Annotated in this window: 19 protein-coding genes and 1 pseudogene; 4 read left to right on the forward strand and 16 right to left on the reverse strand. The window is 62.4% G+C overall.

The window, feature by feature from the left end; translation table 11 throughout:
- Nucleotides 1-143: 143 nt before the first annotated feature.
- The 7 genes from M5B99_RS20000 to hutC form a co-directional block, all read right to left on the reverse strand.
- Nucleotides 144-974 carry a quaternary amine ABC transporter ATP-binding protein gene (locus M5B99_RS20000; protein WP_248805654.1) on the reverse strand — a complete coding sequence of 277 codons (831 nt, stop codon included), beginning with the start codon at nt 972-974 and terminating at the stop codon, nt 144-146.
- Nucleotides 971-1,822, reverse strand: a complete 852-nt coding sequence (locus M5B99_RS20005; RefSeq protein ID WP_248805655.1) for an ABC transporter permease — start codon at nt 1,820-1,822, stop codon at nt 971-973. The genes M5B99_RS20000 and M5B99_RS20005 overlap by 4 nt, the downstream gene beginning before the upstream one ends.
- Nucleotides 1,823-1,893: 71 nt before the next feature.
- Nucleotides 1,894-2,862, reverse strand: coding sequence for an ABC transporter substrate-binding protein (locus M5B99_RS20010; protein ID WP_248805656.1), 969 nt, complete (start codon nt 2,860-2,862; stop codon nt 1,894-1,896).
- 116 nt (nt 2,863-2,978) lie between these two features.
- Complete coding sequence (locus M5B99_RS20015) at nt 2,979-4,448, reverse strand: purine-cytosine permease family protein (RefSeq protein WP_248805657.1); 1,470 nt, start codon at nt 4,446-4,448, stop codon at nt 2,979-2,981.
- 195 nt (nt 4,449-4,643) lie between these two features.
- Entirely contained in the window at nt 4,644-6,344 is a 1,701-nt protein-coding gene (gene hutU / locus M5B99_RS20020; RefSeq protein ID WP_248805658.1) for a urocanate hydratase, read from the reverse strand.
- A 491-nt stretch (nt 6,345-6,835) separates the two neighbouring features.
- Nucleotides 6,836-7,414, reverse strand: coding sequence for a HutD family protein (locus tag M5B99_RS20025; RefSeq protein ID WP_248805659.1), 579 nt, complete (start codon nt 7,412-7,414; stop codon nt 6,836-6,838).
- Nucleotides 7,411-8,121: a histidine utilization repressor gene (gene hutC, locus M5B99_RS20030; RefSeq protein ID WP_152737845.1), complete on the reverse strand. Its 711-nt coding sequence runs from the start codon at nt 8,119-8,121 to the stop codon at nt 7,411-7,413. Before hutC ends, M5B99_RS20025 begins: the two co-directional genes overlap by 4 nt.
- A gap of 144 nt (nt 8,122-8,265) precedes the next feature.
- Between hutC and M5B99_RS20035 the strand changes: the two genes are divergently transcribed.
- Nucleotides 8,266-9,630 (forward strand): formimidoylglutamate deiminase, encoded by a 1,365-nt coding sequence (locus M5B99_RS20035; protein ID WP_248805660.1) that lies wholly within the window; start codon nt 8,266-8,268, stop codon nt 9,628-9,630.
- A gap of 210 nt (nt 9,631-9,840) precedes the next feature.
- Here the strand turns inward: M5B99_RS20035 and M5B99_RS20040 are convergent, their stop codons facing one another.
- Together M5B99_RS20040 and M5B99_RS20045 are read right to left on the reverse strand one after the other, a co-directional pair.
- Nucleotides 9,841-10,398 (reverse strand): lipocalin family protein, encoded by a 558-nt coding sequence (locus tag M5B99_RS20040; protein WP_248805661.1) that lies wholly within the window; start codon nt 10,396-10,398, stop codon nt 9,841-9,843.
- 30 nt (nt 10,399-10,428) lie between these two features.
- The gene (locus M5B99_RS20045) at nt 10,429-10,683 is read right to left on the reverse strand and encodes an outer membrane protein assembly factor BamE (RefSeq protein ID WP_248805662.1); all 255 of its coding nucleotides are present in this window, start codon (nt 10,681-10,683) and stop codon (nt 10,429-10,431) included.
- A 535-nt stretch (nt 10,684-11,218) separates the two neighbouring features.
- Here M5B99_RS20045 and M5B99_RS30315 point away from each other — a divergent pair.
- Both M5B99_RS30315 and M5B99_RS30320 read left to right on the forward strand, forming a co-directional pair.
- Nucleotides 11,219-12,118 (forward strand): annotated as a pseudogene (locus M5B99_RS30315) (cache and HAMP domain-containing protein); the annotation flags it as partial.
- 93 nt (nt 12,119-12,211) lie between these two features.
- A complete protein-coding gene (locus M5B99_RS30320) occupies nt 12,212-12,976 on the forward strand; it encodes a methyl-accepting chemotaxis protein (RefSeq protein ID WP_412548749.1) in 765 nt (254 codons plus the stop codon).
- Nucleotides 12,977-13,120: 144 nt separating this feature from the next.
- Here the strand turns inward: M5B99_RS30320 and M5B99_RS20055 are convergent, their stop codons facing one another.
- The 5 genes from M5B99_RS20055 to M5B99_RS20075 form a co-directional block, all read right to left on the reverse strand.
- Complete coding sequence (locus tag M5B99_RS20055) at nt 13,121-13,723, reverse strand: DUF924 family protein (protein WP_248805664.1); 603 nt, start codon at nt 13,721-13,723, stop codon at nt 13,121-13,123.
- Nucleotides 13,724-13,727: 4 nt separating this feature from the next.
- Nucleotides 13,728-14,738, reverse strand: coding sequence for a class 1 fructose-bisphosphatase (locus M5B99_RS20060; protein WP_248805665.1), 1,011 nt, complete (start codon nt 14,736-14,738; stop codon nt 13,728-13,730).
- Between the two features lie 260 nt (nt 14,739-14,998).
- Nucleotides 14,999-16,363: a DUF3999 domain-containing protein gene (locus M5B99_RS20065; RefSeq protein ID WP_248805666.1), complete on the reverse strand. Its 1,365-nt coding sequence runs from the start codon at nt 16,361-16,363 to the stop codon at nt 14,999-15,001.
- Nucleotides 16,360-20,001: a DUF2339 domain-containing protein gene (locus M5B99_RS20070; RefSeq protein WP_248805667.1), complete on the reverse strand. Its 3,642-nt coding sequence runs from the start codon at nt 19,999-20,001 to the stop codon at nt 16,360-16,362. The genes M5B99_RS20065 and M5B99_RS20070 overlap by 4 nt, the downstream gene beginning before the upstream one ends.
- Nucleotides 20,002-20,097: 96 nt before the next feature.
- The gene (locus M5B99_RS20075) at nt 20,098-22,548 is read right to left on the reverse strand and encodes a glycogen/starch/alpha-glucan phosphorylase (RefSeq protein ID WP_248805668.1); all 2,451 of its coding nucleotides are present in this window, start codon (nt 22,546-22,548) and stop codon (nt 20,098-20,100) included.
- A gap of 265 nt (nt 22,549-22,813) precedes the next feature.
- On the opposite strand from M5B99_RS20075, the gene M5B99_RS20080 reads away from it, so the two are divergent.
- The gene (locus M5B99_RS20080) at nt 22,814-23,248 is read left to right on the forward strand and encodes a YkgJ family cysteine cluster protein (RefSeq protein WP_248805669.1); all 435 of its coding nucleotides are present in this window, start codon (nt 22,814-22,816) and stop codon (nt 23,246-23,248) included.
- A gap of 204 nt (nt 23,249-23,452) precedes the next feature.
- Here M5B99_RS20080 and typA read toward each other — a convergent pair whose 3' ends face one another.
- Both typA and thiI read right to left on the reverse strand, forming a co-directional pair.
- Nucleotides 23,453-25,273, reverse strand: a complete 1,821-nt coding sequence (gene typA, locus M5B99_RS20085) for a translational GTPase TypA (RefSeq protein ID WP_103495503.1) — start codon at nt 25,271-25,273, stop codon at nt 23,453-23,455.
- A gap of 139 nt (nt 25,274-25,412) precedes the next feature.
- On the reverse strand, nt 25,413-26,867 hold the full coding sequence (gene thiI / locus M5B99_RS20090; protein WP_248805670.1) for a tRNA uracil 4-sulfurtransferase ThiI: 1,455 nt from the start codon (nt 26,865-26,867) through the stop codon (nt 25,413-25,415).
- Nucleotides 26,868-26,893 lie beyond the last annotated feature (26 nt).

Here is a 26,893-nt window from a genome sequence, read left to right on the forward strand (position 1 = left end):
CTTCGCGGGCAAGCTCCGCTCCCACAGGTTTTTCAGTCGTACGCAAGACTCGGGCACGACTCAAATCTGGTGTGGGAGCGGAGCTTGTCGGATCGCCGCACCGCCGCGAAGAGGCCCGCCCAGCCACCACACCCCTCACCGGCTTAAGCCGAGGCCGCGCGCCGCTGAACAAACCGATCCACATACTCATCCGCCGGCGAATGGAGGATCTCCTTCGGCGTGCCGACCTGGATCAACTTGCCGTCCTTGAGAATCGCGATGCGATTACCGATCCGCACCGCTTCATCCAGGTCATGGGTGATAAACACGATGGTCTTGTGCAAGGTCTTCTGCAGCTCCAGCAACTGATCCTGCATCTCGGCCCGGATCAACGGATCCAGGGCGCTGAACGCCTCATCCATCAGAATGATGTCGGTGTCCGCCGCCAAGGCCCGGGCCAGGCCCACACGCTGGCGCATACCGCCCGACAGCTGGTGCGGGTACTTGTTCTCGTAGCCCTTCAGGCCCACGGTATTGATCCAGTGCAAGGCGCGCTCGGCGCAGACTTCCTTGCTCTCGCCACGGACCTTGAGGCCATAGGCGACGTTTTCCTGCACGGTCTTGTGGGGCAACAGACCGAAGCTCTGGAACACCATGCTGATCTTGTGCCGGCGAAATTCGCGCAACGCCTCCATGTCGAGCTGGAGGATGTCCACGCCGTCCACCAGAATCGCGCCGCTGGTCGGGTCGATCAGGCGGTTGAAGTGACGCACCAGGGTCGACTTGCCGGAACCGGACAGGCCCATGATCACGAAAATCTCGCCGGTACTGACACTCAGCGACAGGTCGTTGACCCCGATCACGCAACCGGTCTCGGCCAGCACCTGATCCTTGGTCTTGCCCTGGCGAATCAGGTTCATCGCGTCCTTCTCGCGGGAACCGAAAATCTTGAAGACGTTCTTGACTTCGATCTTGCTGACGACGGCCTCGCTCATTTGCTCACCTCATGGCGTGGACGCCCATAGGCCTGGGTGATGCGGTCGATCACCACCGCGAGAATCACGATCGCCAGGCCCGCTTCCAGGCCACGCCCGACGTTCAGGGTCTGGATCCCCACCAGCACGTCTTCGCCTAAACCACGGGCGCCGATCATCGAGGCGATCACTACCATCGACAGCGCCATCATGGTGGTCTGGTTGATCCCGGCCATGATGCTTGGCAGGGCCAGCGGCAGTTGCACGCCGAACAGTTGCTGCCAGCGGTTGGCGCCAAAGGCGTTGATCGCTTCCATCACCTCGCCGTCGACCTGGCGGATGCCCAGGTCGGTCAAGCGGATCAGCGGCGGCGCCGCGTAGATCACCGTGGCGAAGATCGCCGGGACCTTGCCCAGGCCAAACAGCATCAGCACCGGAATCAGGTACACGAAGCTGGGCATGGTCTGCATGATGTCCAGCAGCGGCATCAGCACCGAACGCAAGCGGTTGCTGCGCGCCGAAAGAATGCCCAGGGGAATGCCGATCAGCACCGAGATCAGGGTGGCCACCAACATCAGCGCCAGGGTCTGCATCAGCTTGTCCCACAGGCCAACCGCGCCCACCAGGAACAACAGGCCGACGATCACCAGCGTCGTCACCCACTTGCGGGTGGCGTGCCAGGCAATGCCGCCGACAATAGCCAGCATCAGCCACCAGGGCGCCAGGCGCAGCAGGCTTTCCAGGTTGACGATGGCCCACAGCAGGGTGTCGGAGATCTGGCGGAACACATCACCGTAGTTGGTCACCAGTGCATCGACCCAACTGTTGACCCAGTCGGCGATGGAAAATGTGAAACGTTCGGGAAACATTGGAAACTCTCGATCAAGTGGTTGTGGCGAACTTCCCGGCCAGCCTCTCGGTTAGCCGGGAGGTAGTCGACCTACAGAGCCGCGTTGATTTTCCTGGCAGCGTCAGCGCTGACCCACGCCTGCCAGACCTCAGGGTGTTCCTTGAGGAAGATTTTCGCCAGTTTCGGCGATTCGATCCGTTCCCGGGTCATGCGAGCCAGGTTCTGGTTCAACAGATCGATGGGCAGGTTAGCCTTTTCCAGTACGGCGACGAGCTCGGGCGCTTGCTCGTGGAAGGCCTTGGACAGACCGACCTTGATGCTCACTCTCTTGTCGACACCGGGTTTTTCCTGCAGTTTCACCAGGTCGACCTGCCCCATCAGGGGCGTCGGCGACCAGTAGTAGAATAGAATCGGCTCGCCACGCTTGTAGCTCGACAGCACGGCGGCCTCCAGTGCCGGACCGGTTCCGGGGCGAAAGTTGGTATAGGATTTTTCCAGACCGTAGCTTTTCAGCATCTCGCTGTTTTCCAGCTCGCAGGTCCAGCCGGCCGGGCAGTTGTAGAAGCGGCCTTTGCTCGGTTCTTCCGGGTCCTTGAACAACACGGCGTATTTGCTCAGGTCGACGATGTGCTTCAGGTCCGGCGCCAAGGCCTTGAGGTTGCGCTTGGCGTCGCCTTCGACCACATAGCGCGGCACGTACCAGCCTTCGACCGCCCCCACCACCGGGGCGCCGACCCCGACGACGTTGCCGGCTTTTTCAGCCTTGTTCCAGACTTCGCTGCGGCCGACCCACTCCTCGGCGAAGATCTGGATATCGTTGCTGCTCAGGGCGTTTTCCATGGTGATGGAATTACCCGGCAGGCTGTCGGTCTTGCAGTCGTAACCCTTTTCCAGCACGAATTGCAGCACGTCGGTCAAGAGCATGCCGCTTGCCCAATTCAACCCCGCGAACCTCACCGGTTTTCCGGACTCGCACCAGCCGGCGGCCTGGCTTGCGCCGGCCGCGACCAACAGGCCCAGGGACAGCGCCGTGGTCAGCAGGGTCTTGGTCATCTTCATACTGTGCCGCTCCAAATCATAAAAGGGTTAACGCCGCTCAAGAGGCTGGCGGCCCGGGTTGGCCTGCAAGCAGGCCGTGTCCACGCTCACCCGCGTGGACGCCCGGCTGCAACCGACTAGTTCGACGCCGGCTGCACACGACCACGGGGTTGCGCCGGCGCTTCGACGCTCGACTCTACCGGCAGGATCAGACGATCAGGAATTGCCCCATGCCACTTCTTCGCTGCGACGTAGTACAACGCCGCCGGCACCACCAGGCCGATGATCCAGGAGATATCGGTATCGCCCAGGCCCGCCACCAGGGAACCGGTATAGAACTGGGTGTTGATAAACGGCATCTGGATCAGCACGCCGAACACATAGATGCTGATGCCCAGGATGTTCCAGCCGCCGTAGCGCGCCTTGGGATCAGACAGTGCGGGAATGTCGTAGCGTTCCTTGGTGATGCAGTAGAAGTCCACCAGGTTGATCGCGCTCCAGGGCGTGAAGAACGCCAGCAGGAACAGGATGAAGGAGGAGAATTCCTTGAGGAATGAATCCTTGCCCAGCAGCGCCAGGGCCGCGGACACGCTGACCATGATGAAGATGTACAGCAGGCGCACACCACTGGAGATATGCCGGTTGCCACGGAAACCGCTGATGATGGTGGCGATCGACATGAAGCTGCCATAGGCGTTCAGGGTAGTGACCGTCACCTTGCCGAAAGCCACGGCGAAGTACAGCGCCGCCGCGACCGCGCCAGTACCGCCGAGGCTGACGATGAACGAGACTTCGTGGTGGGAGAACTGCGAGCCGGCCAGGGCGGCGGCGAATACGCCAAAGACCATGGATGCCTGTGCGCCGATCACCGAACCCAGGCCCACGGCCCAGAAGGTTTTCACCGGCGAAGTGCTGCGCGGCAGATAACGCGAGTAATCCGCCACATAAGGCCCGAACGCGATCTGCCAGGACGCCGACAAGGACATCGCCAACAGGAAACTCGCCAGGGAGAAATGCTTGTTGCCGAGCAAGGCCGAGATATCGTTGCCGGCCAACAGTTTGTAGAACAGATAGATGAAGGCCACCACCCCGAGCACGCTGGCGATCCGGCCGATGCCGTGGATCACCCGGTAACCGAAGATGGTGCAGACCAGGATGCTGGCCGCGAACAACACGATGCCGACCCAGTCTTCCACATGCAGCAGCTGCGCCACCGCCTGCCCGGCCAGCAACGAACCGCTGGCCGAAAAGCCGATGTACATCAGGCATACCAGTACCAATGGGATCACCGCCCCATAGACGCCGAACTGCACTCGACTGGAAATCATCTGCGGCAGGCCCAGTTGCGGACCTTGCGCGGCGTGCAGTGCCATGACCCCACCGCCGATCAGTTGCCCGATCAGCAGGCCGATCAACGACCAGTAGACATCACCGCCGAGCACGACCGCCAAGGCGCCGGTGACAATCGCGGTGATTTGCAGGTTGGCACCCAACCACAGGGTGAACTGACTGAGTAGACGACCGTGTCTTTCCGCTTCCGGGATGTAGTCGATCGAACGCCTTTCGATCAACGGTTTGTGGCTTGCACGATCATTTGACGCAGACATTGTTCAACCTCTGTGGATTGTTTTCGTTAGGTGCACAGCGTTTGTGAAACATGCTCCAGGTGAAACACCCTTCCCGTGGGAGCAGGAGGTCCGGTCTCCCGGTTTTCCCGCAAAGCTCCTGGCACACTTGAGGGCCTCTTCGCGAGCAAGCTCTGCTCCCACGGGACAGCGTCCATCGGTGATTTGCGCGATCCCTTATCGACCGGTGATCATCGGCAGGTTCAGGCCCTGCTCTTTCGCGCAGTCGATGGCGATCTGGTAACCGGCATCGGCGTGACGCATGACCCCCGTCGCCGGGTCGTTGTGCAGGACGCGAGCGATACGCTCGGCCGCTTCGTCGGTACCATCGCAGACGATGACCATGCCCGAGTGCTGGGAGAAGCCCATGCCGACGCCGCCGCCGTGGTGCAGGGACACCCAGGTCGCGCCGCTGGCGGTGTTGAGCAAGGCGTTGAGCAGTGGCCAGTCGGACACGGCATCGGAACCGTCCCGCATCGATTCGGTTTCACGGTTCGGGCTGGCCACGGAACCGGAGTCCAGGTGGTCGCGACCGATCACGATCGGCGCCGACAGCTCGCCGCTGCGGACCATTTCGTTGAACGCCAGGCCGAGCTTGGCGCGCAGACCCAGGCCAACCCAGCAGATACGCGCCGGCAGACCCTGGAAGCTGATGCGCTCGCGGGCCATGTCCAGCCAGTTGTGCAGGTGGGCGTCGTCCGGGATCAGTTCCTTGACCTTGGCGTCGGTCTTGTAGATGTCCTGCGGGTCGCCCGACAGCGCAGCCCAGCGGAACGGACCGATGCCACGGCAGAACAGCGGACGGATGTAAGCCGGGACGAAACCTGGGAAATCAAATGCGTTTTCCACGCCTTCTTCCTGGGCCATCTGACGGATGTTGTTGCCGTAGTCGAAAGTCGGGATGCCTTGCTTCTGGAAGTCGAGCATGGCCTTGACGTGCACGGCCATCGAGGCCTTGGCGGCCTTCACCACCACGGCGGGTTCAGTGATGGCGCGGGCGCGGTACTCTTCCCAGGTCCAACCGGCCGGCAGGTAGCCGTTGAGCGGGTCGTGGGCGCTGGTCTGGTCGGTGACCATGTCCGGACGTACGCCGCGCTTGACCAGTTCCGGGAGGATTTCAGCGGCGTTGCCGAGCAGGGCGACGGAAATTGCCTTGCCTTCCTTGGTGTACTTGGCAATACGCGCCAGAGCGTCGTCGAGGTCGGTGGCTTGCTCATCGACATAACGGCTGTTCAAGCGGAAATCGATGCTGACCTGCTGGCATTCGATGTTCAGCGAGCAGGCCCCGGCCAGAGTCGCGGCCAGCGGTTGCGCACCGCCCATGCCGCCGAGGCCCGCGGTCAGGACCCAACGCCCCTTGAGGTTGTTGTCGTAGTGCTGGCGACCGGCTTCGACGAAGGTTTCGTAGGTGCCCTGGACGATGCCCTGGCTGCCGATGTAGATCCAGCTACCGGCGGTCATCTGGCCGTACATGGCCAGGCCTTTGGCGTCGAGTTCGTTGAAGTGTTCCCAATTCGCCCAGTGTGGCACCAGGTTGGAGTTGGCGATCAGCACGCGCGGGGCGTTGCTGTGGGTCTTGAACACGCCGACCGGCTTGCCGGATTGCACCAGCAGGGTCTCGTCGTCATTCAGGTTGGTCAGGCTCTCGACGATCTTGTCATAGCACTCCCAGTTCCGCGCGGCCCGGCCGATACCGCCGTAGACCACCAGTTCCTTGGGGTTCTCGGCCACTTCCGGGTCGAGATTGTTCATCAGCATCCGCAGCGGCGCTTCGGTCAGCCAGCTTTTCGCGGTCAGCTTGTTGCCACGGGCGGCACGGATTTCGACGTCACGGCGCTTGGTAAAAGTGGCGGTAGGTTTCTGGGTATTCTCAGTCACGAAATAACTCCTCTGCGATCGTCCAAACCAGCCCAGGCAACGGGCGAGCAAGCCTGTGGGGGAAGGCCCCGGCACAAGCGGAAATTAGGGGCGGTGCGCCGATCTCCCTGATGACTCATACGCACACATCTTTACTTGTACATACAAGCATATGCAATCGAACGGCCAACTTGCAAATTGCGAGTCGAAGAATTTTTCAGAATAGCCCGCAGGGCTTGTGGGGCGGGGCTTTCGGCAAGAAATGAAATTGTAGGAGGATGACAGGCTGCAGGTAGGAAGCTGTTACCGACGCGGAGATTTGCGCCATGTTGGGGCGTTCGGTAACAAAAATGGGGCGGGGGTGGATGCACCGTTCTTGTGGCGAGCGTAACTGTGGGAGCGGTGCTTGCCCGCGAAGCTTTTAGCGACCTCAAGGGCCTCTTCGCGAGCAAGCTCTGCTCCCACAGGAACCGCGCTCGGCTTAGCTAAACAGCATTCTGCTCACCCACCTGTCAGGCGGGCGTCAGCTCGATCACACAACAACGTCCGGTCAGCGCCACTTCCAGCAACCCGGCGTTACCCTCCAGTTGCAGGCAGTCATGCCGCCCCAGCACTTCATAGCGGCTGTTACCCAGGCCGACATGCAATTGTTCGCTGATACTGAAGATCAACAGCACCGTCGCCGAACTGAAAAAACGCTTGGGTGGCGCACTATTGAGCCACTGCAATCGCGCGCTGTAGCGATCCGGCGCATAGATCAGGTTGAAGTCGCGGATCGCCCCATCGATCAGGGTGCAACTCACCTGGCTCGCGCCACTGAAGGCAAACGGGTCCAGCGCCAGCAAGGCCCGCGTACGCTGGCCATCCACCTGCAAGGTCATGCCCGCGCCTTCCAACACGGTAATGATCCGCTCATAGCCGGCAAAGGTGGAAAACCCGCCCGACTCGCCGATATCGGCAATCGACAGGCGCCAGCCGAAGCCGTCCAGGCCTTCGCCCGCGTCCCGGGTGATTTCCTCGGTGCTGCCGCCGCCGTTCTTCCACGGCATGCGCGGGTAATCCGCCGCGCGCAAGACTTTCAACTGACTCATTTGCTAAAGCGTCCTTCCAGACGATGACGGGAACCGGGGTGGATCAGGCGCGCGGCGGTCACCGGCTGGCGACCGGACCAGGTCCGGCGGCGAATCAGCAGGCATGGTTCGCCCGGCTCGATCTGCAACAACTTGCACTCTTCAGCCTCGGCGAGGATCGCTTCGACCACATGCTCGCCCTCTGTCAGCGGAGCGACCTGGGACAGATAGGCATACGGCGTCTGCAGGGTGAAATCCTGCTTGAGGTAGTCCGGCGCCACCAGCGCATTGACGAAGCGATCCTCGATCTGCACCGGGATATCGTTCTCGAAATGCACGATCAGCGAGTGGAACACCTTCTGCCCTTCACGCATGTCCAGGGCCACGGCCCGCTCGGAGCCGGCGGCCTCTTCACCGAGGGTGATGATCTTGCAGGTGTGCCGGTGGCCGCGCGAGGCGATCTCGTCGGCGATGTTATGCACTTCGAACAACGCCGACTGGCTCTTCGGCTCGGCGACGAAGGTGCCGACACCCTGCATGCGCACCAGCAGGCCTTCGGCGGTCATTTCCCGCAGGGCCCGGTTGATGGTCATGCGGCTGTAGCCCAACTGCTCCACCAGCTCGCTCTCGGACGGCACGCGGTAGTGCGGCGGCCAGTTTCCGCTGTCGATCTGCTGGCTGATCATCTGTTTGACGCGGGCGTATAGCGGCGCCGGACTGTCGCCCATATGGGCAGCCAGCGAGTGGTTGGCAGGCGGAGTCGGCACGGGAAATCCTTGTTCGAGTCAAAGATGGCTAGCTTGCCGGAGTTTACCGGGCACGCAAACGTCTGTATATGTATATACAAATAACACACGATGGGGTGCTGAACCATGTCCGCCTTCTTTGCCGAACGCGCGCTGCTGCCTAGTGGATGGGCCAATAATGTACGCCTGGAGGTCAACGCCGCGGGCGTGCTGACCCAGGTCCAGGCCGATTCCCATGCGCAAGGCGCCGAACGGCTGGGCGGCCCGCTGCTGCCGGGCATGCCGAACCTGCATTCCCACGCCTTCCAGCGCGCCATGGGCGGCCTCGCGGAAGTGGCGGGCAATCCCAACGACAGCTTCTGGACCTGGCGTGACCTGATGTATCGGCTGGTGGGCAAGATCAGCCCGGAGCAGATGGGTATCATCGCTCGCCAGTTATATATCGAGATGCTCAAGGCCGGCTACACCTCGGTGGCCGAGTTCCACTATGTGCACCATGACACCAACGGCCAGCCCTACGCCGATCCGGCCGAACTGGCCTTGCGCATCAGCCAGGCGGCCAGCGCCGCCGGTATCGGCCTGACCCTGCTGCCGGTGCTCTACAGCCATTCCGGTTTCGGCGGCCAGACGCCCAACGAAGGGCAGCGCCGCTTTATCAACAGCACCGAGAATTACCTGAAGTTACAGGCTCGTTTGCAGCCGTTGCTCGCCAAACAGCCAGCCCAGGCTCTCGGGCTGTGCTTCCATTCGCTGCGGGCGGTGACGCCAGAGCAGATCAATGAAGTGCTGGCCGCCAGCGACCCGCACTGTCCGGTACATATCCATATCGCCGAGCAGCAGAAGGAAGTCGACGACTGCCTGAGCTGGAGCGGCAAGCGCCCGCTGCAATGGCTGTACGACAACGTCGCGGTGGATCAGCGCTGGTGTCTGGTGCACGCGACCCACGCCAACGCCGAGGAAGTCACGCGCATGGCCCGCAGCCGGGCGATTGCCGGCCTGTGCCTGACCACCGAGGCCAACCTCGGCGACGGGATTTTCCCGGCGGTGGACTTCCTCGCCCAGGGCGGGCGGATGGGCATCGGCTCCGACAGCCATGTGTCCTTGAGTGTGGTGGAAGAACTGCGTTGGCTGGAATATGGCCAGCGCCTGCGCGATCAACGGCGCAATCGCCTGTACCGCACCGATCAGCAGATGGTCGGGCGCACGCTGTATGACGCGGCCCTGGAGGGCGGTGCCCAAGCCCTGGGGCAAGCGATCGGGCGCCTGGAAGCCGGCAAGCGCGCCGACTGGCTGGTGCTCGACGGCAGCGACCCGTACCTGGCCACGGCCCGGGACGATGGCATTCTCAATCGCTGGTTGTTCGCCGGTGGCGACCGCCAGGTGCGCGACGTGATGGTCAACGGCCAGTGGGCGGTACGCGGTGGACGGCATGCGGGCGAAGAAGAAAGCGCCCGGGCGTTTACCCAGGTGCTGCGCGATCTGCTGAACTGAACATCCGCTTGGATGGAGAGGCAATCCTGTGGCGAGGGGGCTTGTCGGAACGCCGCACCGCCCCGTTCGACTGCGAAGCAGTCGCAAAACCGGCATCTCGGTTTACCTGATACACCGAGTTCTCAGGTTTCAGGAGCGCTTCGCGGCCCGACAGGGGCAAGCCGCCTCGCCACCGATGTATAGCCCCCTCTGCCAATGGAGAGCGTGGATTCAGTTGAGCATCTTCGAATCCGGAGTGCGCCAGATCAGCCGGGTGGTGTCGTAACCTTGCTGGCGCGCCCGGCTCAGCAGGTCCTCGCGGGTCTCCGCGCTGACCTTGGTCGTACGGGACAACAACCACAGGTAGCGCCGGTTCGGATTGCCGACAAGCGCCGTCTTGTAGTCGTCGCTGACGTACAGGATCCAGTAATCGGCCTTGGCCACACCCGGCAACAGCGACGTGAACCAGTTATCGAACTTCACCCACAGCTTGTCGGTCTGCCCCGGCACCTGCGGCGTCGCCGTGCCCTTGGCTTCCTCCCAGGTCCACTGGTCGGTCAGGCAACGGTTGAACACCGCGACCTTGCCGTCCGCCATCAAGCTGTAGCGGGCCTCTGACTGCGCACAATTGCGCTGAAAATACATGGGCATCCGCGCCAACTCGTACCAGGTGCCCTGGTAACGGTTCAGGTCCACGTGACCCGCAGTCTTGGGCGCCAAATCGTCGCCCGACGTAGCGCAACCGGCCAGCAACAAGCCAGCCAAAAGAGTGACCACTAAACGCAACATTGTTCTTCTCCCGTGGGCGATCGCCCCGGTTTACTTCAGGCCTTGCCCGGAAAACATCAGGACTTTGTCACCGGCATACTGCACGCTGATAAAGCTGTTCTTGTTACCCCAGGTACAACTGGACATGCCCAGCGCTCCGGAACAGTCCGAAGGCGAGCCGAGCAGTTTCTCGACATCGGCCTTGGCCATGCCCGCGGAGATTTTCGAGTAGTTTTCCTGATTGACCTTGCTGCACGCGACCAACAGCACGCAGAACGACATAAGGGCGAGAGAGCGCAACGACATGGGGAACTCCTGGGGCTCAAAGGTGGGCACGGCTGCCTACCGCAAGCTTAGAAGAGAAAAGGGCCATCTGGTTCCCGAGCCTGGGCGCTTTTCTTACAGTGATTTCCTTCAAAACTTTTCAGGGGCTTTTTCCAGCGAAACCGGCATTTCGTCGGCTTTTTCGCTTGGAAATTAATATTCAGCACGAAGGTGTCGACATAACTAGGCAATACCATTTTGCCTGCATGAAAGGCCCGTAAGCCGATGTTCAAGGCGTTACGCCCCACCATGACAAGCAATGGACAAGCAGGACATGGACTTCCGACGCCGACGTTGACCAAGAGAAATTGCCCCACAGGTGCAGACCTGTGGCAAATTGACGCCCCTCGTTGACCCGCCCCCCCTGTGGACAGCCCATTTCATGACCAAAAACTTCAAGTTCAGCCATAAGATTCTGCTGGCGGCGGCCCTGGTGGTCGCAGTGGCGTTCGCCTGCTTCATCCTGTTCAACGACTACCGTCAGCGCGCGGCCCTGCGCCACAGCACCGAGGACTCGATGCAGGCGCTGGGCAGCCTGACCACCAGCAATATCCAGACCTGGCTGGAAAGTCGCATCCAGCTGCTGCAATCGCTGTCCCAGCAGATCGCCGCGGACGGCAACTCCGCCGATAGCCTGAAACACGCCATCGACCTGCCCGCCTACACCAGCAACTTCCAGCTCAGCTATTTCGGCAGCGCGCAGGGCGTGATGACCTCGATACCGGCGGGCAACCGTCCCGCCGACTACGATCCGCGCACACGCGGCTGGTACAAGGCCGCCACCGCCGCCCAACAGACCATCGTCACCGAACCCTACATCGCCGCGTCGTCCGGCAAGTTGGTGATCACCCTGGCCACCCCGGTGCAGCATCAGGGCCAGTTCATCGGCGTGACCGGCGCGGATATCGACCTGGGCAGCATCAGCGCCATCATCAACTCGCTGAACTTCGGCGGCCACGGGCAGGCCTTCATCGTCAGCGCCGATGGCAAGATCCTGATTCACCCGGACAGCAAGCTGATCCTGAAAAACCTCTCTGATGCTTACCCGAACGGCGCACCGAAAATCAGTGCCGGACTCAAGGAAGTCGAAGTGGACGGCAAAAAGCAGTTCATCTCCTTCACCCACGTCAGCGGCGTGTCCTCGGTGGACTGGTATGTCGCCCTGGTGCTCGACCAGGACACCGCGTTTTCCATGCTCAGCGAGTTCCGCACCTCGGCGATCATCGCCACGGTGATCGCCGTGATCATCATCATCGCCCTGCTCGGCATGCTGATCCGCGTACTGATGCAGCCGCTGCACCTGATGGGCCGCGCCATGCACGACATCGCCGAGGGTGAAGGCGACCTGACCAAGCGCCTGGTCATCCACGGCCACGATGAGTTCGGTACCCTGGGCATGTCCTTCAACCGCTTCGTCGAACGCATTCACAGCTCGATCCGCGAAGTCGCCTCGGCCACCGGCCAGGTCAACGAAGTGGCCTTGCGGGTGGTCAGCGCCTCCAACTCATCGATGCTCAACTCCGACCAACAGGCCAGCCGCACCAGCAGCGTGGCGGCGGCGATCAACCAGCTTGGTGCCGCGGCCCAGGAGATTGCGCAGAACGCCGCCCTCGCCTCGCAGCATTCGAGCGAAGCCCGCAGCCTGGCCGAAGACGGTCAGCAGGTGGTGAATAAAACCATCAGCGCCATGCAGCAACTGTCGGCCAAGATCAGCGATTCGTGCGGCAATATCGAAATCCTGAACAGCAACACCGTGAATATCGGCCAGATCCTCGAAGTGATCACCGGCATTTCCCAGCAGACCAACCTGCTGGCGCTCAACGCGGCGATCGAGGCGGCACGGGCCGGTGAAGCCGGGCGTGGTTTTGCGGTGGTGGCCGACGAGGTGCGCAACCTGGCGCACCGCACCCAGGATTCGGCGCAGCAAGTGCAGAAGATGATTGAAGAGTTGCAGGTCGGCGCCCGGGAGGCGGTGAGCGTCATGACCGACAGCCAGCGTCAGAGCGAAAGCAGCGTCGGCATCGCCAACCAGGCGGGCGAGCGGCTGGGCAGCGTGACCCAGCGGATCGGCGAGATCGACGGCATGAACCAGTCGGTGGCGACCGCGACCGAGGAACAGACGGCGGTGGTGGAATCGATCAACGTCGACATTACCGAGATCAATACGCTGAACCAGGAAGGCGTGGAAAACCTGCAATCGACCTTGCGCGCGTGTTCGGATCTGGAACAGCAGGCGGCGCGGTTGAAGCACTTGGTGGGTAGTTTCCGGATCTGAGATCTGCGGGGGGGGCTGAGGGCCTCTTCGCGGGCAAGCTCCGCTCCCACAGTGTCCGAGTCGGACGCACATTTTGTGTACGGCCGAACCCCTAATGTGGGAGCGGAGCTTGCCCGCGAAGAGGCCCTCCGCCACACAGAAGATCTAGAAGCGTGAACCCGGCTCACGCAGGAACGCCACTTCCTCAGCCGTGGACTCACGTCCGAGCAGCGCATTGCGATGGGGAAAGCGCCCGAACCGGGCAATAACGTCGCGATGCCGTTCGGCATAGTCCAGATAATCGGCAAAGATAGCCCGATCCACCTCAGGCTGCTGCGCCAGCAGTTGCGCAAAGCGCGACACCGCCTCGTTCTGCACCGCCAGGTGCTCGCAGTGCTCGAACACCAGGTAGACAAACACCCGCTGGATCGCCGACAACCGCCGATCGAAATCCGCGGCCACCCCTTGTGCCACCAGCGCCTGGGCGCGGGTATCACCGGAGAAAGCCCTGGGGGTATCACGGAAGATCATCCGTGGCAGCTGATCGAGCAAAATCACCAGCGCCAGCCAACCTTCGGGACATTGCGTCCACTCGGTCAATTCGCCAGCCAGTGCCTGCTCGACAAGGCCCCCGAAACGCGTTCGCGCCTCGAGGTCCTGGCTGTCGCGCTTGCCGAACCACAACCGCCCCTTGTCAGCCACCGTCCCGGCGGTCGTCCCGGTTGAACCGAACCACCAATCGAGCAACGGCTGCCAGGGGGCGCTCACCGGTTTATTCCTTGTGGTAAGCCGTGACGCGTTCGACTTCTTCTTTCGAGCCGAGGAACACCGCGACACGCTGGTGCAGGCCGTCCGGCTTGATGTCGAGAATACGCTGGTGACCGTCGGTGGAGGCGCCGCCGGCCTGTTCCACCAGGAACGACATCGGGTTGGCTTCGTACATCAGGCGCAGCTTGCCCGGTTTGGACGGCTCGCGGCTGTCGCGCGGGTACATGAACAAGCCGCCACGGGTCAGGATACGGTGCACGTCCGCAACCATCGCGGCGACCCAGCGCATGTTGTAGTTCTTTTTCAGCGGGCCTTCTTCGCCGGCCAGCAATTCGCCGACATAACGCTGTACCGGTGCTTCCCAGTGGCGCTGATTGGACATGTTGATCGCGAACTCCTGAGTGGAGGCCGGGATCTTGATATCTTCATGGGTCAGCACGAAGCTGCCCATTTCACGGTCAAGGGTAAAGCCTTTCACGCCATCACCCAGGGTAAGCACCAGCATGGTCTGCGGGCCGTAGATGGCATAACCGGCGGCTACCTGCTCGGTACCTGGCTGCAGGAAGGCCTTTTCATTCAAGGCTTCGTTCTGGCTCAGGTGTTCATTCGGGCAACGCAGCACCGAGAAGATAGTACCGACCGGGGCGTTGATATCGATGTTCGACGAACCGTCCAGCGGGTCGAATACCAGCAGGTAGGCGCCTTTCGGGTATTTGCCGGGGATCTGGTAGGCATTGTCCATTTCCTCGGACGCCATGCCGGCCAGGTGACCGCCCCACTCATTGGCTTCGAGGAGGATTTCGTTGGAAATCACGTCGAGCTTCTTCTGCACTTCGCCCTGCACGTTTTCCGTGCCCATGCTGCCCAGAACCCCACCCAGCGCGCCCTTGGAGACGGCATGGCTGATTTCCTTGCAAGCACGCGCGACCACTTCGATCAGGAAACGCAGATCGGCAGGCGTGTTGTTGCTGCGGGTCTGCTCAATCAAATAGCGACTCAGGGTAACGCGGGACATGGATGGCTCCGGAGATGAGGGGCTGAAAACCCGCGCAGTTTAACGCGAGTTGACCTGTATTGCCTCCTGTCAGACCGAGTTCCGACACGGAGAGTTCAGGGACCGGCTTGAGCCTAGTCCAAAAGCGCCGGAATTCCGGCCATTGCCCGGCCCTTGTAGGTGCCGGCTCTTGTGGGAACGGAGCTTGCCCGCGAAGCTTTTAGCGGTCTCAAGGACCTCGTCGCCAGCAAGCCGGCGCCCACAGGCTCCCGGGCAGGCACCTATACCCGCGGTTTGCGCAACAGGCTGAAAGCCATGCCGGCCAAAGCCGCCACACCCAGCAGCAACACCGCCCACAGGCCGATCTTCTTCCAATCGCTGCCCAGTGCAACCGGTACCACCGGCGGCGGCACCGTGGTTACTGCCGCTCCGCTCGCCGTGGCCTGACCCAATCCGGCCAGACGTTGCGGACTGTAATCGGGGATCAAGGTCGACAACGACAGGTTCGCCGCCTTGACCGCCGGGTTGCCGAGCGCGAGGGAAAACGGCGGCTCGCCACGGGCCAGGAACACCAACTGCGTGCTGCGCACCGCGAAACGCAAGGTCGGCGCCTGGGCGCCCAGGCCGCCGCCACGCTCGTCGACCACCAGCTTCAATTGCGCCACGGCACGCCCGGGCAACTGCAACTGGTCCTGGACCACATCCTGGCCATTCTGGGTCAGGCGATAGAGCAAACCGCTGCTCAGCGTCTGCCAGGGCGCGTTGCCGTCCTGGCGCCCGTACAAGTTCACCGGCGCCAGGCTGTTGGCCTGCGCCAGTTCGACCCGCACCTGCTCAAGCGGCAGGCCGAGGGGCAGTTGCCAGGTGTATTCCCCGGCCTTGGCGCTGCTCCCGGCCAGCGGCTGCGACCATACCAGCGGCAACGGCAGGCTGCTGGTGGTGGAACTGGCCAACTGCGCCGAACTGAGTGTCGGCGCCGCCTGCGGCGACTGCCACAACAGGCGCAAGTAACGCGCCGACAACCCCGGCAGGGCGACTTCATGCTGCTCCACCCGCTCGTCGGCAAACGACAAGCGCGCCACCTGCCCATCGCCCCAGGCCTGCCAGTGCTGCAAGTCATCGCTGGCCTCGATGCTGAAACGCTGGAAGCCGTCGCGCTCGCTGTTCCAGTCCAAAACCAGCTGCTGCAATGGCGCCTTGATCGCGCTGGCATCCAGTAGCCAGCCGCGCAGCACTTCCTCACCGGCTTCCAACTGAGCCGAAGGACTCACCTCGACCAGAGTGCCATTGGCCGACGACTGGACCCGCACGCTCGGCGTGGCCTGGGGCGCAGCGGCCGAGTTGTACAGCGGGAACCACTTCACGTTCGTCAGGCTGTGGCTCTGCGTCGCCTGCGCCTGTTCCCGCGCCAGGGCATAGGCCTGGGGCTCACCGGCGGCATTGAACACCCGCACATCGCTCAGATCGGACTGGCGCGCGCTCAGTTGCAACGTCAGCGGCAGCTCCAGGCGATACCAGGGGCCCTCGCCACTCAGGGTCAGCGGCACCCGGGTGGTGTAGTCGGTCGGTTTCTCCTGGGCGAACGCCGACAGCGCCGCACACAGCCCGATGATGCCCAACCAGCACGGGCTCGCTTTGTGAATCAAGACGATACTCCTTCAGTTTCTTCGGTCACCGGCTCAGGGTCCGGACGCTTGGGCGGCAGCGGCGCAAAGTAACCGACCACCAGCAACAGCACGCCGACGCCGATGAACGAGACAATCCGCGCCAGTCCGCCCCGGTTGCTCAATTCGACGAAGAACAACTTGGCGACCACCACGGCGATCAGCGCCGCGCCCACCAGCCAGACCTCGCGACGATTGCGCAGATGTCCGCCGATCATCAGGCCCAGGGCAATCAGGGTCCAGGCAATCGACAGACCGGCCTGCACCTGCATCGACACCAGCAGGTCATCCAGGTTGAACGGCACGCCCCCCCAATGGTGCGCGGTGCGCATCACCAGGGCGCTGACAAAGGCGAACAGCGAAAGCCCGGCCACGGCCTGGGTGACCCACTGCGCGTAGTCACGACGCAACGCCCATTGCGCCACGGCGCTCCGCGACCAGAGATAGATCCCCAACAGGGCGAACATCAGGCCCAGCTCCAACGGGTTGAGCAGCGGCACATAAGGCAGCGGCTCGGCCTGACCGTCGCTGAAAGTGTTCGCCAACCAGAACCAGGCCAGCATCAGCACGGCCAGGGGCAATGCCGCGTAGAGGCGATATTCGCGCGGGTACGCCGCCACCGGCCATGGCCACTGGCGCGGCGCGGCCATCAGCACCAGATAGAGGCTCGGCAGGATCGCCCAGCCCAGCCAGCGCCAGGCGTTGTAATGCTCGGACAGGCTCATCAGGCCAAAACGCAACTCCAGCGCCAGTACGCCGAGGATCAGCCAGCAACCCAGCACATGGGCATAACTCAGGGCCTGGGCGGGCAGGATCGGCGCCAGGCGCCGCAACGACAGCAGGTGCACGACAAACACCGCCGCCCAAGCCAGCCAGCCGTAATCGGCCGCCGGATGATAAGCCGGGTCCCAGGCGCCGTAGAGCACCACCAGCGCAACCGGCGTCAGCAACGTGCAGAGCCGGCCCAAGGTCGGCCAGTTCAAGCGCGAGGCCAGCAGTGTCCAGAGCAGCACGCTGAGCGTCGCCAAGCCGAGCAAGGCCTGGGGCTGCAGATGCGTCGGAACAAAGCGCAATACTTCACTGACCCAGGCCAGCCCCCACCACAGCGCGCCCCAGACCAGCAGGACATTGGACAGGCCCGACAGGCTCAAGGCCTCGAAAGAGGCGGCCGGGGTGCCACGCTGCAAGCGCCAGGCGCCGACCAGCGCCGCCAGGCTCAGTACCATCGGCGTCCAGAAACCGCTGTGGGCCAACGGCCGCAGGCCCTCGGCGGACAGCGCGCGGAACAGCTCGGGCTCGGCCATCAGGAACGCCGCGCCGCCGATCACCTGCAACAGCAGGCCGAAGACGAAACTCACCCGTTGCTGCAAGTACAGGCTCAGCCAGATGATCAACAGGCCGCTGGCGGCCCAGACCCCGCTGGCGGTTTCCCACGGCAGGACAAACAGCACGGCGAGGTTGATCAACACCAGCCCTGCCAGCAGCACCACCGACAGCCCGCGCAGCAGCCGCGCATCGTTGCGCACCATCTCGTCGCGGGCCGCCAGGAGCATCCCGGCGATCAGCGACAGGCCGATCAGCGAAGCGCTCATCAGGCCGCTCCAGCCAGCGTTGAATACCGCCGCCGAGTCGCCCTGGGCACCTTGCAGGCGTAGCAGGAACAACGCGCCGCCGAGCAGTTGCACGGCAAAGGCGCTGAACAGGAAACTGCGTGATTGCAGGCGCAGGCCGACGAACAGGGTCGCCAACCCGGCCAGCGCCCAACTGATGGCCGTGCCCTGGGTGAGGAAGAACAGCGGCGCCAACAGGTAGAGGAAAGTCAGGCCGCTGCAGGCCAGCACCGGCGCCAAGCTGCGCTCCCAGGACGAGAGCTGTTCAGGCAGCGCCTTGCGTACTTGCTGGAAGCTGAACAGCAAGGCCCCACCCAGCAGCAAGGCACCCAGCGGCGCGCCATCCAGCAGGCTGGTTTCACCGAGTTGCAGCTTGCCGAGAAACGCCAGCGCCGAACCGATCTGCAGCAACAGGGCAAACGCCCGGGCGAACGGTCGCTGCTGACGCGAGCCGAGCCAGAAGATCCCCGCCCCCTCCACGGCCCAGGCCGCCGAGGTCCAACGGGCATCCAGGCCCAGCGGGATCGCCAGGCTGGCGAAGATCACGCCCAGGGCCAGGCAGGTTTCCCCCAGCAGCAGGGCGCGACCGCCGGCGAGTATCCGTGCCAGGCCCATGTAGATAATGCCCAGGACCAGGGCGCTGAAGGCCGTGGCGAACTCCAGGTGCTGGACCACCGCGAATTGCAGGCCGAAGCCCACCAGCGGCGGACCGAACAGCATGGCGCCATCGACATAGTCGCCCTGGCGGGCCGACCAGCGCAGCAGCGCTTCACGACTGTCATCTTCAGGGCCGGCAGCCATCTCGCGCAATTTACGCCGGGCGAACAGCAGGCCGATCGCCAGGTACATCAGGAAGAACAGCACCAGGAAAGGTTCGGTGCTCCACAGCAGCTCCGGTTTATACGAACGCAGGCCCCAAGCGAAACCGATGCCGAAGGTGCCGACAAAGCCGATCAGGTTGAGCAGGCGCCAGGTCTTGAACCAGGCAATCGCCAGGATGCCGGCGTTGAGCAAGGCGAAGTAGCTGAACAGCGCCACATGGTTGCCGCTACCGGTGGAAGTCAGGATCGGCGCGGCGAAGCCACCCAGGGCGGCCGCGGCGGCCAGGCCGAGGGCGTCCTGGGTAATAGCGAGAATTGCCGAGAACAGCGTGACCGCCACCAGCAGGCCCAGGGCCGCCGACGGATCGAGCAGCGGGTGCAGGCGCATCGCCGCAAACACCGTCAGGTACAGCACCGCGATCCCGGTGCCTTGCAGCATCAACGCATAGTTGCTGTTGCGCAGGCGCAGCCACCATCCAAGCCCGAGCAGGCCCAGGGCGCAGGCGGCGACCCCGGCGTAACGCGCCTCGATCGGCACCACCATGCCTTCGGTGGCATAGCGCAGCAGGAAGGCCAGGCCAAGAAACAGCAGCAGCACGCCGACGCGCAACACCGTGTTGCCGCCGAACAACCAGTTGCGCGCGCCGGCCAGGGCACGTTCGATCAGGTTGGGTTCGCGTGGGGCACGAGGCGTCTGAGGCTCGCGGGGTTGGGCCATGACCGGTTCCGGCGTCCAGGCATCCACCTCGGGGTGCAGGTTTTCGGAATGCGCCGTTTCGCGCAGGGGCTCCTGAAGCTCGACCGGCAGTTCCCAGACCAATTCGGGAACCGCGCGCAGGGCTTCGGGGATGGGTTCGGGGGCTTGTTCTGCCTGGGCTTGCCCGGCGACGGATTGAGGCACCTGTTCGGCAACCTCTGGCGTCACAGCAGTAACCAGCGGGGCAACAGACGGTTCCGGCGTCCTGCCCGAAGCGATTTCAAGCTGACGCACACGCAGTTCGACGGTAGCCAGGGCTTTTCGCGCCTGTTCCAGTTCGACCACTTGCTCCGCGGCGCGCCGGCCCAGACTCATCAGGCGGAAACTCTGGCCAATGCCCAGACCCAGCAGGGCACCGAGCAGGGCGTCGGTAAACGCCGAGTCCACCAGCCAGCCCAGTGCCAGGCCGACCAGCATCAGAATCCATTGCATGCGCGATATCCCTATGCGGCGTCCGAAAAGATGCCGCGTAGTATATCGATCCGGCCCCCGGAAAGTGGGGCCGGCCGCACAACTTGCCGCAAAAAGTTAATCCAGGGCTTTCCAGATTTCCGTGGCGTATTCACGGATGGTCCGGTCCGAGGAAAACCAGCCCATTCGCGCACTGTTAAGTACAGCAGAACGCCACCATTCCTTGGAATCATGCCAATGGGCTTCGACCCGGGCCTGGGCACTCCAGTAGGAGTCGAAATCGGCGCAGACCAGAAAGCGGTCATAGTCGACCAGGGAATCCACCAGCCCGACATAACGGGACGGATCATCCGGTGAAAACACCCCGCCACGAATGGCCTGCAGCACATCGTTGAGCCGATGGGAGGCAGCCACGTCGGCCGCCGCGCTGAACTCGCCGTTTTGTTTGCGCGACTCCACCTGCTGGGCGCTGAGACCGAAGATGAACATGTGCTCCTCGCCGATCCGCTCGCACATCTCGACGTTGGCCCCGTCCATGGTGCCGATGGTCAGTGCGCCGTTGAGGCCGAACTTCATGTTGCTGGTGCCCGAGGCCTCGAAGCCGGCGGTGGAAATCTGCTCCGACAGGTCCGCCGCCGGAATGATGCTTTCCGCCAGGCTGACGTTGTAGTTGGGCAGGAACACCACCTTGAGCAGACCGCGCACGGTCGGATCGTTGTTTACCGTACGGGCGATATCGTTGGCCAGCTTGATGATCAGCTTGGCCTGGTGATAACTGGCCGCCGCCTTGCCGGCAAAGATCTTCACCCGTGGCACCCAGTCGGTTTCCGGCTCGGCACGGATCGCCTGGTACAACGCCACGGTGTGCAGCAGGTTGAGTAACTGGCGCTTGTACTCGTGGATCCGCTTGACCTGCACATCGAACATCGCCGCCGGGTTGATCGCGATCCCCAGGCGCTCATGGATCAGGGCCGCCAGGGCGCGCTTGCTGTGCAGGCGTTGTTCGGCGAACTGCTTGCGAAAGCCGGCCTTCTCGGCAAAGGCCTCCAGGCCCAGCAGCAGCTCCTCGGGGTTGTCGAGCAGCTCCGGACCCAGCGCGTCGACCATCATCGCCGTAAGCTTCGGGTTGGCCTGATAGAGCCAGCGGCGGAAGGTGATGCCGTTGGTCTTGTTGTTGATCCGTTCCGGATAGAGCTTGTGCAGTTCGGAGAACACCGTGCTGCGCATCAGTTGCGTGTGCAGGCCGGAAACGCCGTTGACGCTGTGGGAGCCGAGGAACGCCAGGTTGCCCATGCGCACGCGCCGACCGTTGTCTTCCTCGATCAGCGACACCGCGCGCAGCACGTCAAAATCGTGGATGCCCTTGGCCCGCAGCGAGTCGATGTGCTGGGCATTGATCAGGTAGATGATCTGCATGTGCCGCGGCAGCATGCGCTCCATCAGGCCCACCGGCCAGGTTTCCAGGGCTTCGGGGAGCAAGGTGTGGTTGGTGTAGGAGAGGGTCTCCACGGTGACCTGCCAGGCCGCATCCCAGGCGATATCGTGCAGGTCGACCAGTTGCCGCATCAACTCGGCCACGGCAATCGAGGGGTGGGTGTCGTTGAGCTGGATCGCCGCGTGCTCGCCGAGGCTGAGCACCGAGTCGTGCATGTTCTTGTGGCGGCGCAGCAGGTCCTGCAACGACGCGGAGACAAAGAAATATTCCTGGCGCAGCCGCAGCTCCTGGCCGGCCTCGGTGCTGTCAGCCGGGTACAGGACCCGGGAAATGCTCTCGGCCCGGGCCACTTCGGCGACCGCGCCGAGGTGGTCGCCGGCATTGAAACGCTCCAGGTGCAGCTCTTCGGTCGCCCGCGCGCGCCACAGCCGCAAGGTGTTCACACTGGCCCCACGCCAACCCACCACCGGCGTGTCATAGGCCACCGCGCGCACGGTTTCCGAGGCCGTCCAGACCTGGCGGGGCGCGCCGTTTTCATCGGTGATGGTTTGCACCTGGCCGCCGAAGCCCACGGGATAGATCACTTCGGCGCGCTCGAACTCCCAGGGGTTGCCGAAGTCCAGCCAATTCTCGGTCTGCTCCTGCTGCCAGCCGTCGACGATGGCCTGGCGGAACAAACCGTGCTCATAGCGAATGCCATAACCGTGGCCGGCGATCCCGAGGGTCGACATGCTTTCCATGAAGCATGCCGCCAGGCGCCCCAGGCCGCCGTTGCCGAGGGCCGCATCGGGCTCCAGCAGGCGGATGCGCTCCAGGTCCACTCCCAGCTCCACCATCGCCTCACGAACGATCTCCAACAGGCCGAGGTTGCTCAGGCTGTCGTACAGCAGCCGCCCGATCAGGAATTCCAGGGACAGGTAATACACCCGCTTCTGGCCTTTGCGGTAGATATGCCGCGTGTGGTCCATCCAGTGCTCGACCATGTGGTCGCGGGCGGCCAAGGCGATAGCCTCGAACCAGTCATGATCAAACGCGTGGTCCGGGTCCTTGCCCACCGCGTATGTAAGTTTGGCGAGGACAGCGTCGCGAAAAGCGGCGACCTCGGCTTCACGGACAAGCGGTTCCTGAGACATCGATACAACCTCTAGCGAGATGGACGATTTGAAAGACGGGTTTTCTGAGCCTAGACGGTTCGACACGGGGCAACACCGCAGGTTCGGCGTTTCTTGCGAATGGCCCGGGGGAAAGCCGATGCCCCCATGCTGCCCCAAAAGCATGCACTCATGTGGAAATCTCCCTGCAAAGGCGCGTTTGTACGAAAAACCGTCAAAAGGTTGTTCACAAATCCACCAGCCCCGGTATCATCGCGCGCCCTGATACACCCTGGACAACAGCCGGATGAAACCTACCCTGATCGCCGCCGCGGAACTCGACCGCCTCGAAACCTGGCAGAAATACGCCAGCCATATGTGCGGAGGCTGCATCTCCAGCTGCTGCACCTTGCCGGTGGAAGTCAAGATCAAGGACCTGATCCGCATCGGCATCGTCGACGAATTCGAGCGTGGCGACCCGCCGAAGAACATCGCCAAGCGCCTGCAGAAGGAGGGGATCGTCGAGCGCTACAACCAGAAGTCCGAGATCTTCACCTTGCAGCGCATGAGCAACAACGATTGCCTGTACCTGGATCGCAAGTCACGGTTGTGCACCATCTACGAAAAACGTCCGGACACCTGCCGTAACCATCCAAAAATCGGGCCACGCCCGGGCTACTGTGCCTACAAGCCCAAGACCCCGGAACGCCCGGCGCCGGACAAGACGCTGTACAATTTCTGATCAACACCTTGCAACACCGGCCCTGTGGGAGCGGAGCTTGCCCGCGAAGGGGCCTTCGCAGCCCCCAGAAGCTTCGCGGGCAAGCTCCGCTCCCACAAGAGCATCGTCCCCCTGACAAGGTGTGCGACGCCCCATAAGCCAGACAAACAAAAATGCCCCCGACCTTGCGGTCGGGGGCATTTTTTTGCCAGCTAACTAAATGACTTAGTTACCGGACTTCTTGGCAGCGCGGGTACGCTCGCTTTCGCCCAGGATCTTCTTGCGAAGACGGATGGACTTAGGCGTGACTTCACACAGTTCGTCTTCCTGGACGAACTCCAGAGCCTGCTCCAGGGTGAACTTGACCGGCGGAACCAGGGCGATGGTTTCGTCCTTGCCCGAAGCACGCATGTTGTCGAGCTTCTTGCCTTTGGTCGGGTTCACACCCAGGTCGTTGTCGCGGCTGTTCAAGCCGACGATCTGACCTTCGTAGATGTCCTGGCCGTGTTCAACGAACAGCTTGCCACGCGCCTGCAGGGTTTCCAGCGAGTAGGTCAGTGCCTTACCGGTAGCGACCGAGACCAGCACGCCGTTCTGACGACCGGACATATCGCCGGACTTCATCACGTCGTAACGGTCGAAGATCGAGGTCAGGATGCCGCCACCGGAGGTCAGGGTCAGGAACTCGTTACGGAAACCGATCAGGCCACGAGCCGGGATGTTGTACTCAAGGCGCACACGGCCCTTGCCATCCGGAACCATGTTGGTCAGGTCGCCTTTACGCAGGCCCATTTGCTCCATGATCGCGCCCTGGGATTCTTCCGGCAGGTCGATGGTCACGTTTTCGTACGGTTCGTGCTTGACGCCGTCAACCATGCGGATGATCACTTCCGGACGACCGACACCCATTTCGAAGCCTTCGCGACGCATGGTTTCGATCAGTACCGAGAGGTGCAGCTCACCACGGCCGGAGACCTTGAACTTGTCAGCCGAGTCGCCTTCTTCAACGCGCAGAGCAACGTTGTAGAGCAGCTCTTTGTCCAGGCGTTCCTTGATGTTACGGCTGGTGACGAACTTGCCTTCACGGCCGCAGAACGGCGAGTCGTTAACCTGGAAGGTCATCGAAACGGTAGGTTCGTCAACGGTCAGCGGCTTCATCGCTTCGACGTTCAGTGGGTCGCACAGGGTGTCGGAGATGAACAACTGCTCGAAGCCGCTGATGCAGACGATGTCGCCGGCAGCCGCTTCTTCAACGTCGATACGGTGCAGGCCGTGGTGACCCATCAGCTTCAGGATACGACCGGTACGCTTCTTGCCGTCGGCGTCGATGGCGACAACCGGGGTGTTCGGCTTGATGCGACCACGGGCGATACGGCCAACACCGATAACACCCAGGAAGCTGTTGTAGTCCAGTGCGGAGATCTGCATCTGGAACGGACCGTCACGGTCGACTTTCGGCGCGGGTACGTCGTCGACGATCGACTGGTACAGCGGGGTCATGTCTTCCGCCATCGCGGTGTGGTCCAGACCGGCAATACCGTTCAGGGCCGAGGCGTAGACGACTTTGAAGTCCAGCTGTTCTTCGGTAGCACCGAGGTTGTCGAACAGGTCGAAGATCTGATCCAGAACCCAGTCCGGACGCGCGCCTGGACGGTCGACCTTGTTGATCACCACGATTGGACGCAGGCCGGCTTCGAAAGCCTTCTTGGTCACGAAACGGGTTTGCGGCATAGGGCCGTCTTGAGCGTCAACCAGCAGCAGAACCGAGTCAACCATCGACATTACGCGTTCAACTTCGCCGCCGAAGTCGGCGTGGCCCGGGGTGTCCACGATGTTGATGTGGTAGCCGTTCCAGTTGATGGCGGTGTTTTTCGCCAGAATGGTAATACCGCGCTCTTTCTCCTGGTCGTTGGAGTCCATCACGCGCTCGTCGTTGAGCTCGTTGCGCTCCAGGGTGCCGGATTGACGCAAGAGTTTGTCTACCAGGGTGGTCTTACCATGGTCAACGTGAGCAATGATGGCGATGTTGCGTAGATTTTCGATCACTTGTGTATCTCGATCAGAGGATTCGGTGTGCTGACAAGTCTTGGCAGCGATTTACAGTAGAGTCGGGCTTTGCCGTTACAGCTTGACGGCGGCGTCGGGGGGCCGGTGACGCAAGCCACAGGCAAACAGCCCCGGGCACTTAGCTCGGTCGATAAACGCGCACATTGGCATGCCCCTCACTGAGCAAATGGTGGGCATGCAGGCGACTCATCACGCCTTTGTCGCAATACAACAGGTACTGGCGAGTAGGGTCCAGTTCCTTGAAACGAGCGTTCAGAGCATAAAACGGCATCGCTTGTACCTCGATGCCAGCAATCGCCAGCGGGTCGTCGTCCTGGGCATCCGGGTGACGGATGTCGATGACGATATGACCGGCCAGCGCCTCGCTGACTTCTTCGATCTGCAAATCCTGGCCCAATTCGTCGATCACCCGATCGATCGGTACCAGTTTGGCCCGCTCGAGCGCCCGCTCGAGAATCGCCATGTCGAACTGTTGTTCTTCGTACTCCACGCGGTTGCGCTTGGCGTGGGTCTTGGGGTTCACCGAAATGACCCCGCAATATTCCGGCATGTGCTTGGCGAAATCGGCCGTGCCGATCTCGGTCGCCAAATCGATGATGTCCTGCTTGTGACTGGCGATCAGCGGGCGAATCACCAGCTTCTCGGTCACGCAGTCGATCACCGACAGGTTCGGCAGCGTCTGGCTGGACACCTGGGAGATCGCCTCGCCGGTCACCAGCGCGCCGATGTCCAGGCGATCGGCCATGACGGTGGCAGCGCGCAACATCATACGCTTCAATACTACGCCCATATGACTGTTATCGACTTTGCCGAGAATTTCTCCCAGCACTTCCTCGAACGGCACGCTGACAAACAGCACCCGTTGCGAGCTGCCGTACTTCTTCCAGAGGAAGTGCGCGACTTCCATCACCCCCAGCTCGTGGGCGCGACCACCGAGGTTGAAGAAGCAGAAATGGCTCATCAGGCCACGGCGCATCATCTGATAGGCGGCCACGGTGGAGTCGAAACCGCCGGACATCAGCACCAGCGTCTGCTCGATGGACCCCAGCGGGTAACCGCCCAGGCCATTGTGCTGGCTGTGGATGACAAACAACCGTTGGTCGCGAATTTCCATCCGCACTTCGATTTCCGGCTCTTTGAGGGAAATCCCGGCGGCATTGCACTGTCGGCGCAACTGGCTGCCGACATATTTCTCCACGTCCATGGAGGTAAAACTGTGCTTGCCGGCGCGCTTGCAGCGCACCGAAAAAATCTTTCCGGGCAAGGCCTCGCCGAAGTGCTGCTTGCACTGGGCAGTGATCGCGTCGAAGTCACCCAGCGGGTACTCGTCGACCTGCAGGAAATGCGCGATGCCCGGCATGCAGCACAGGCGCTCGGTCAGTTCCTGCAGGGCCTTGGGCTCACTCAACGCGGTTTCCAGCTCAAGGTTGTCCCACACGCCGTTCACCACCACGTCCGGGTCCAGGTCACGGAGCACGGTACGGATGTTCTTGGCCAGCTGGCGGATGAATTTCATCCGGACAGGACGGCTTTTAATGGTGATTTCGGGGAAGACTTTTACGATAAGTTTCATGAAAACAGCGCGCGAAGGGCCGGCCG

The sequence above is a fragment of the Pseudomonas sp. MWU13-2100 genome (genome assembly GCF_023242365.1).
Taxonomy (GTDB): domain Bacteria; phylum Pseudomonadota; class Gammaproteobacteria; order Pseudomonadales; family Pseudomonadaceae; genus Aquipseudomonas.

Bases quoted from the DNA above. Each gene is read 5' to 3' on its own strand.
- M5B99_RS20045 (WP_248805662.1), bottom strand. From the start codon at position 10,683: ATGTCGTTGCGCTCTCTCGCCCTTATGTCGTTCTGCGTGCTGTTGGTC.
- M5B99_RS20080 (WP_248805669.1), top strand. From the start codon at position 22,814: ATGAAACCTACCCTGATCGCCGCCGCGGAACTCGACCGCCTCGAAACC.
- thiI (WP_248805670.1), bottom strand. From the start codon at position 26,867: ATGAAACTTATCGTAAAAGTCTTCCCCGAAATCACCATTAAAAGCCGT.
- hutC (WP_152737845.1), bottom strand. From the start codon at position 8,121: ATGGGCGACAGTCCGGCGCCGCTATACGCCCGCGTCAAACAGATGATC.
- M5B99_RS20075 (WP_248805668.1), bottom strand. From the start codon at position 22,548: ATGTCTCAGGAACCGCTTGTCCGTGAAGCCGAGGTCGCCGCTTTTCGC.
- M5B99_RS20000 (WP_248805654.1), bottom strand. From the start codon at position 974: ATGAGCGAGGCCGTCGTCAGCAAGATCGAAGTCAAGAACGTCTTCAAG.
- M5B99_RS30320 (WP_412548749.1), top strand. From the start codon at position 12,212: ATGCTCAACTCCGACCAACAGGCCAGCCGCACCAGCAGCGTGGCGGCG.
- M5B99_RS20040 (WP_248805661.1), bottom strand. From the start codon at position 10,398: ATGTTGCGTTTAGTGGTCACTCTTTTGGCTGGCTTGTTGCTGGCCGGT.
- M5B99_RS20005 (WP_248805655.1), bottom strand. From the start codon at position 1,822: ATGTTTCCCGAACGTTTCACATTTTCCATCGCCGACTGGGTCAACAGT.
- M5B99_RS20015 (WP_248805657.1), bottom strand. From the start codon at position 4,448: ATGTCTGCGTCAAATGATCGTGCAAGCCACAAACCGTTGATCGAAAGG.
- M5B99_RS20035 (WP_248805660.1), top strand. From the start codon at position 8,266: ATGTCCGCCTTCTTTGCCGAACGCGCGCTGCTGCCTAGTGGATGGGCC.
- M5B99_RS20010 (WP_248805656.1), bottom strand. From the start codon at position 2,862: ATGAAGATGACCAAGACCCTGCTGACCACGGCGCTGTCCCTGGGCCTG.
- M5B99_RS20070 (WP_248805667.1), bottom strand. From the start codon at position 20,001: ATGCAATGGATTCTGATGCTGGTCGGCCTGGCACTGGGCTGGCTGGTG.
- M5B99_RS20060 (WP_248805665.1), bottom strand. From the start codon at position 14,738: ATGTCCCGCGTTACCCTGAGTCGCTATTTGATTGAGCAGACCCGCAGC.
- M5B99_RS20025 (WP_248805659.1), bottom strand. From the start codon at position 7,414: ATGAGTCAGTTGAAAGTCTTGCGCGCGGCGGATTACCCGCGCATGCCG.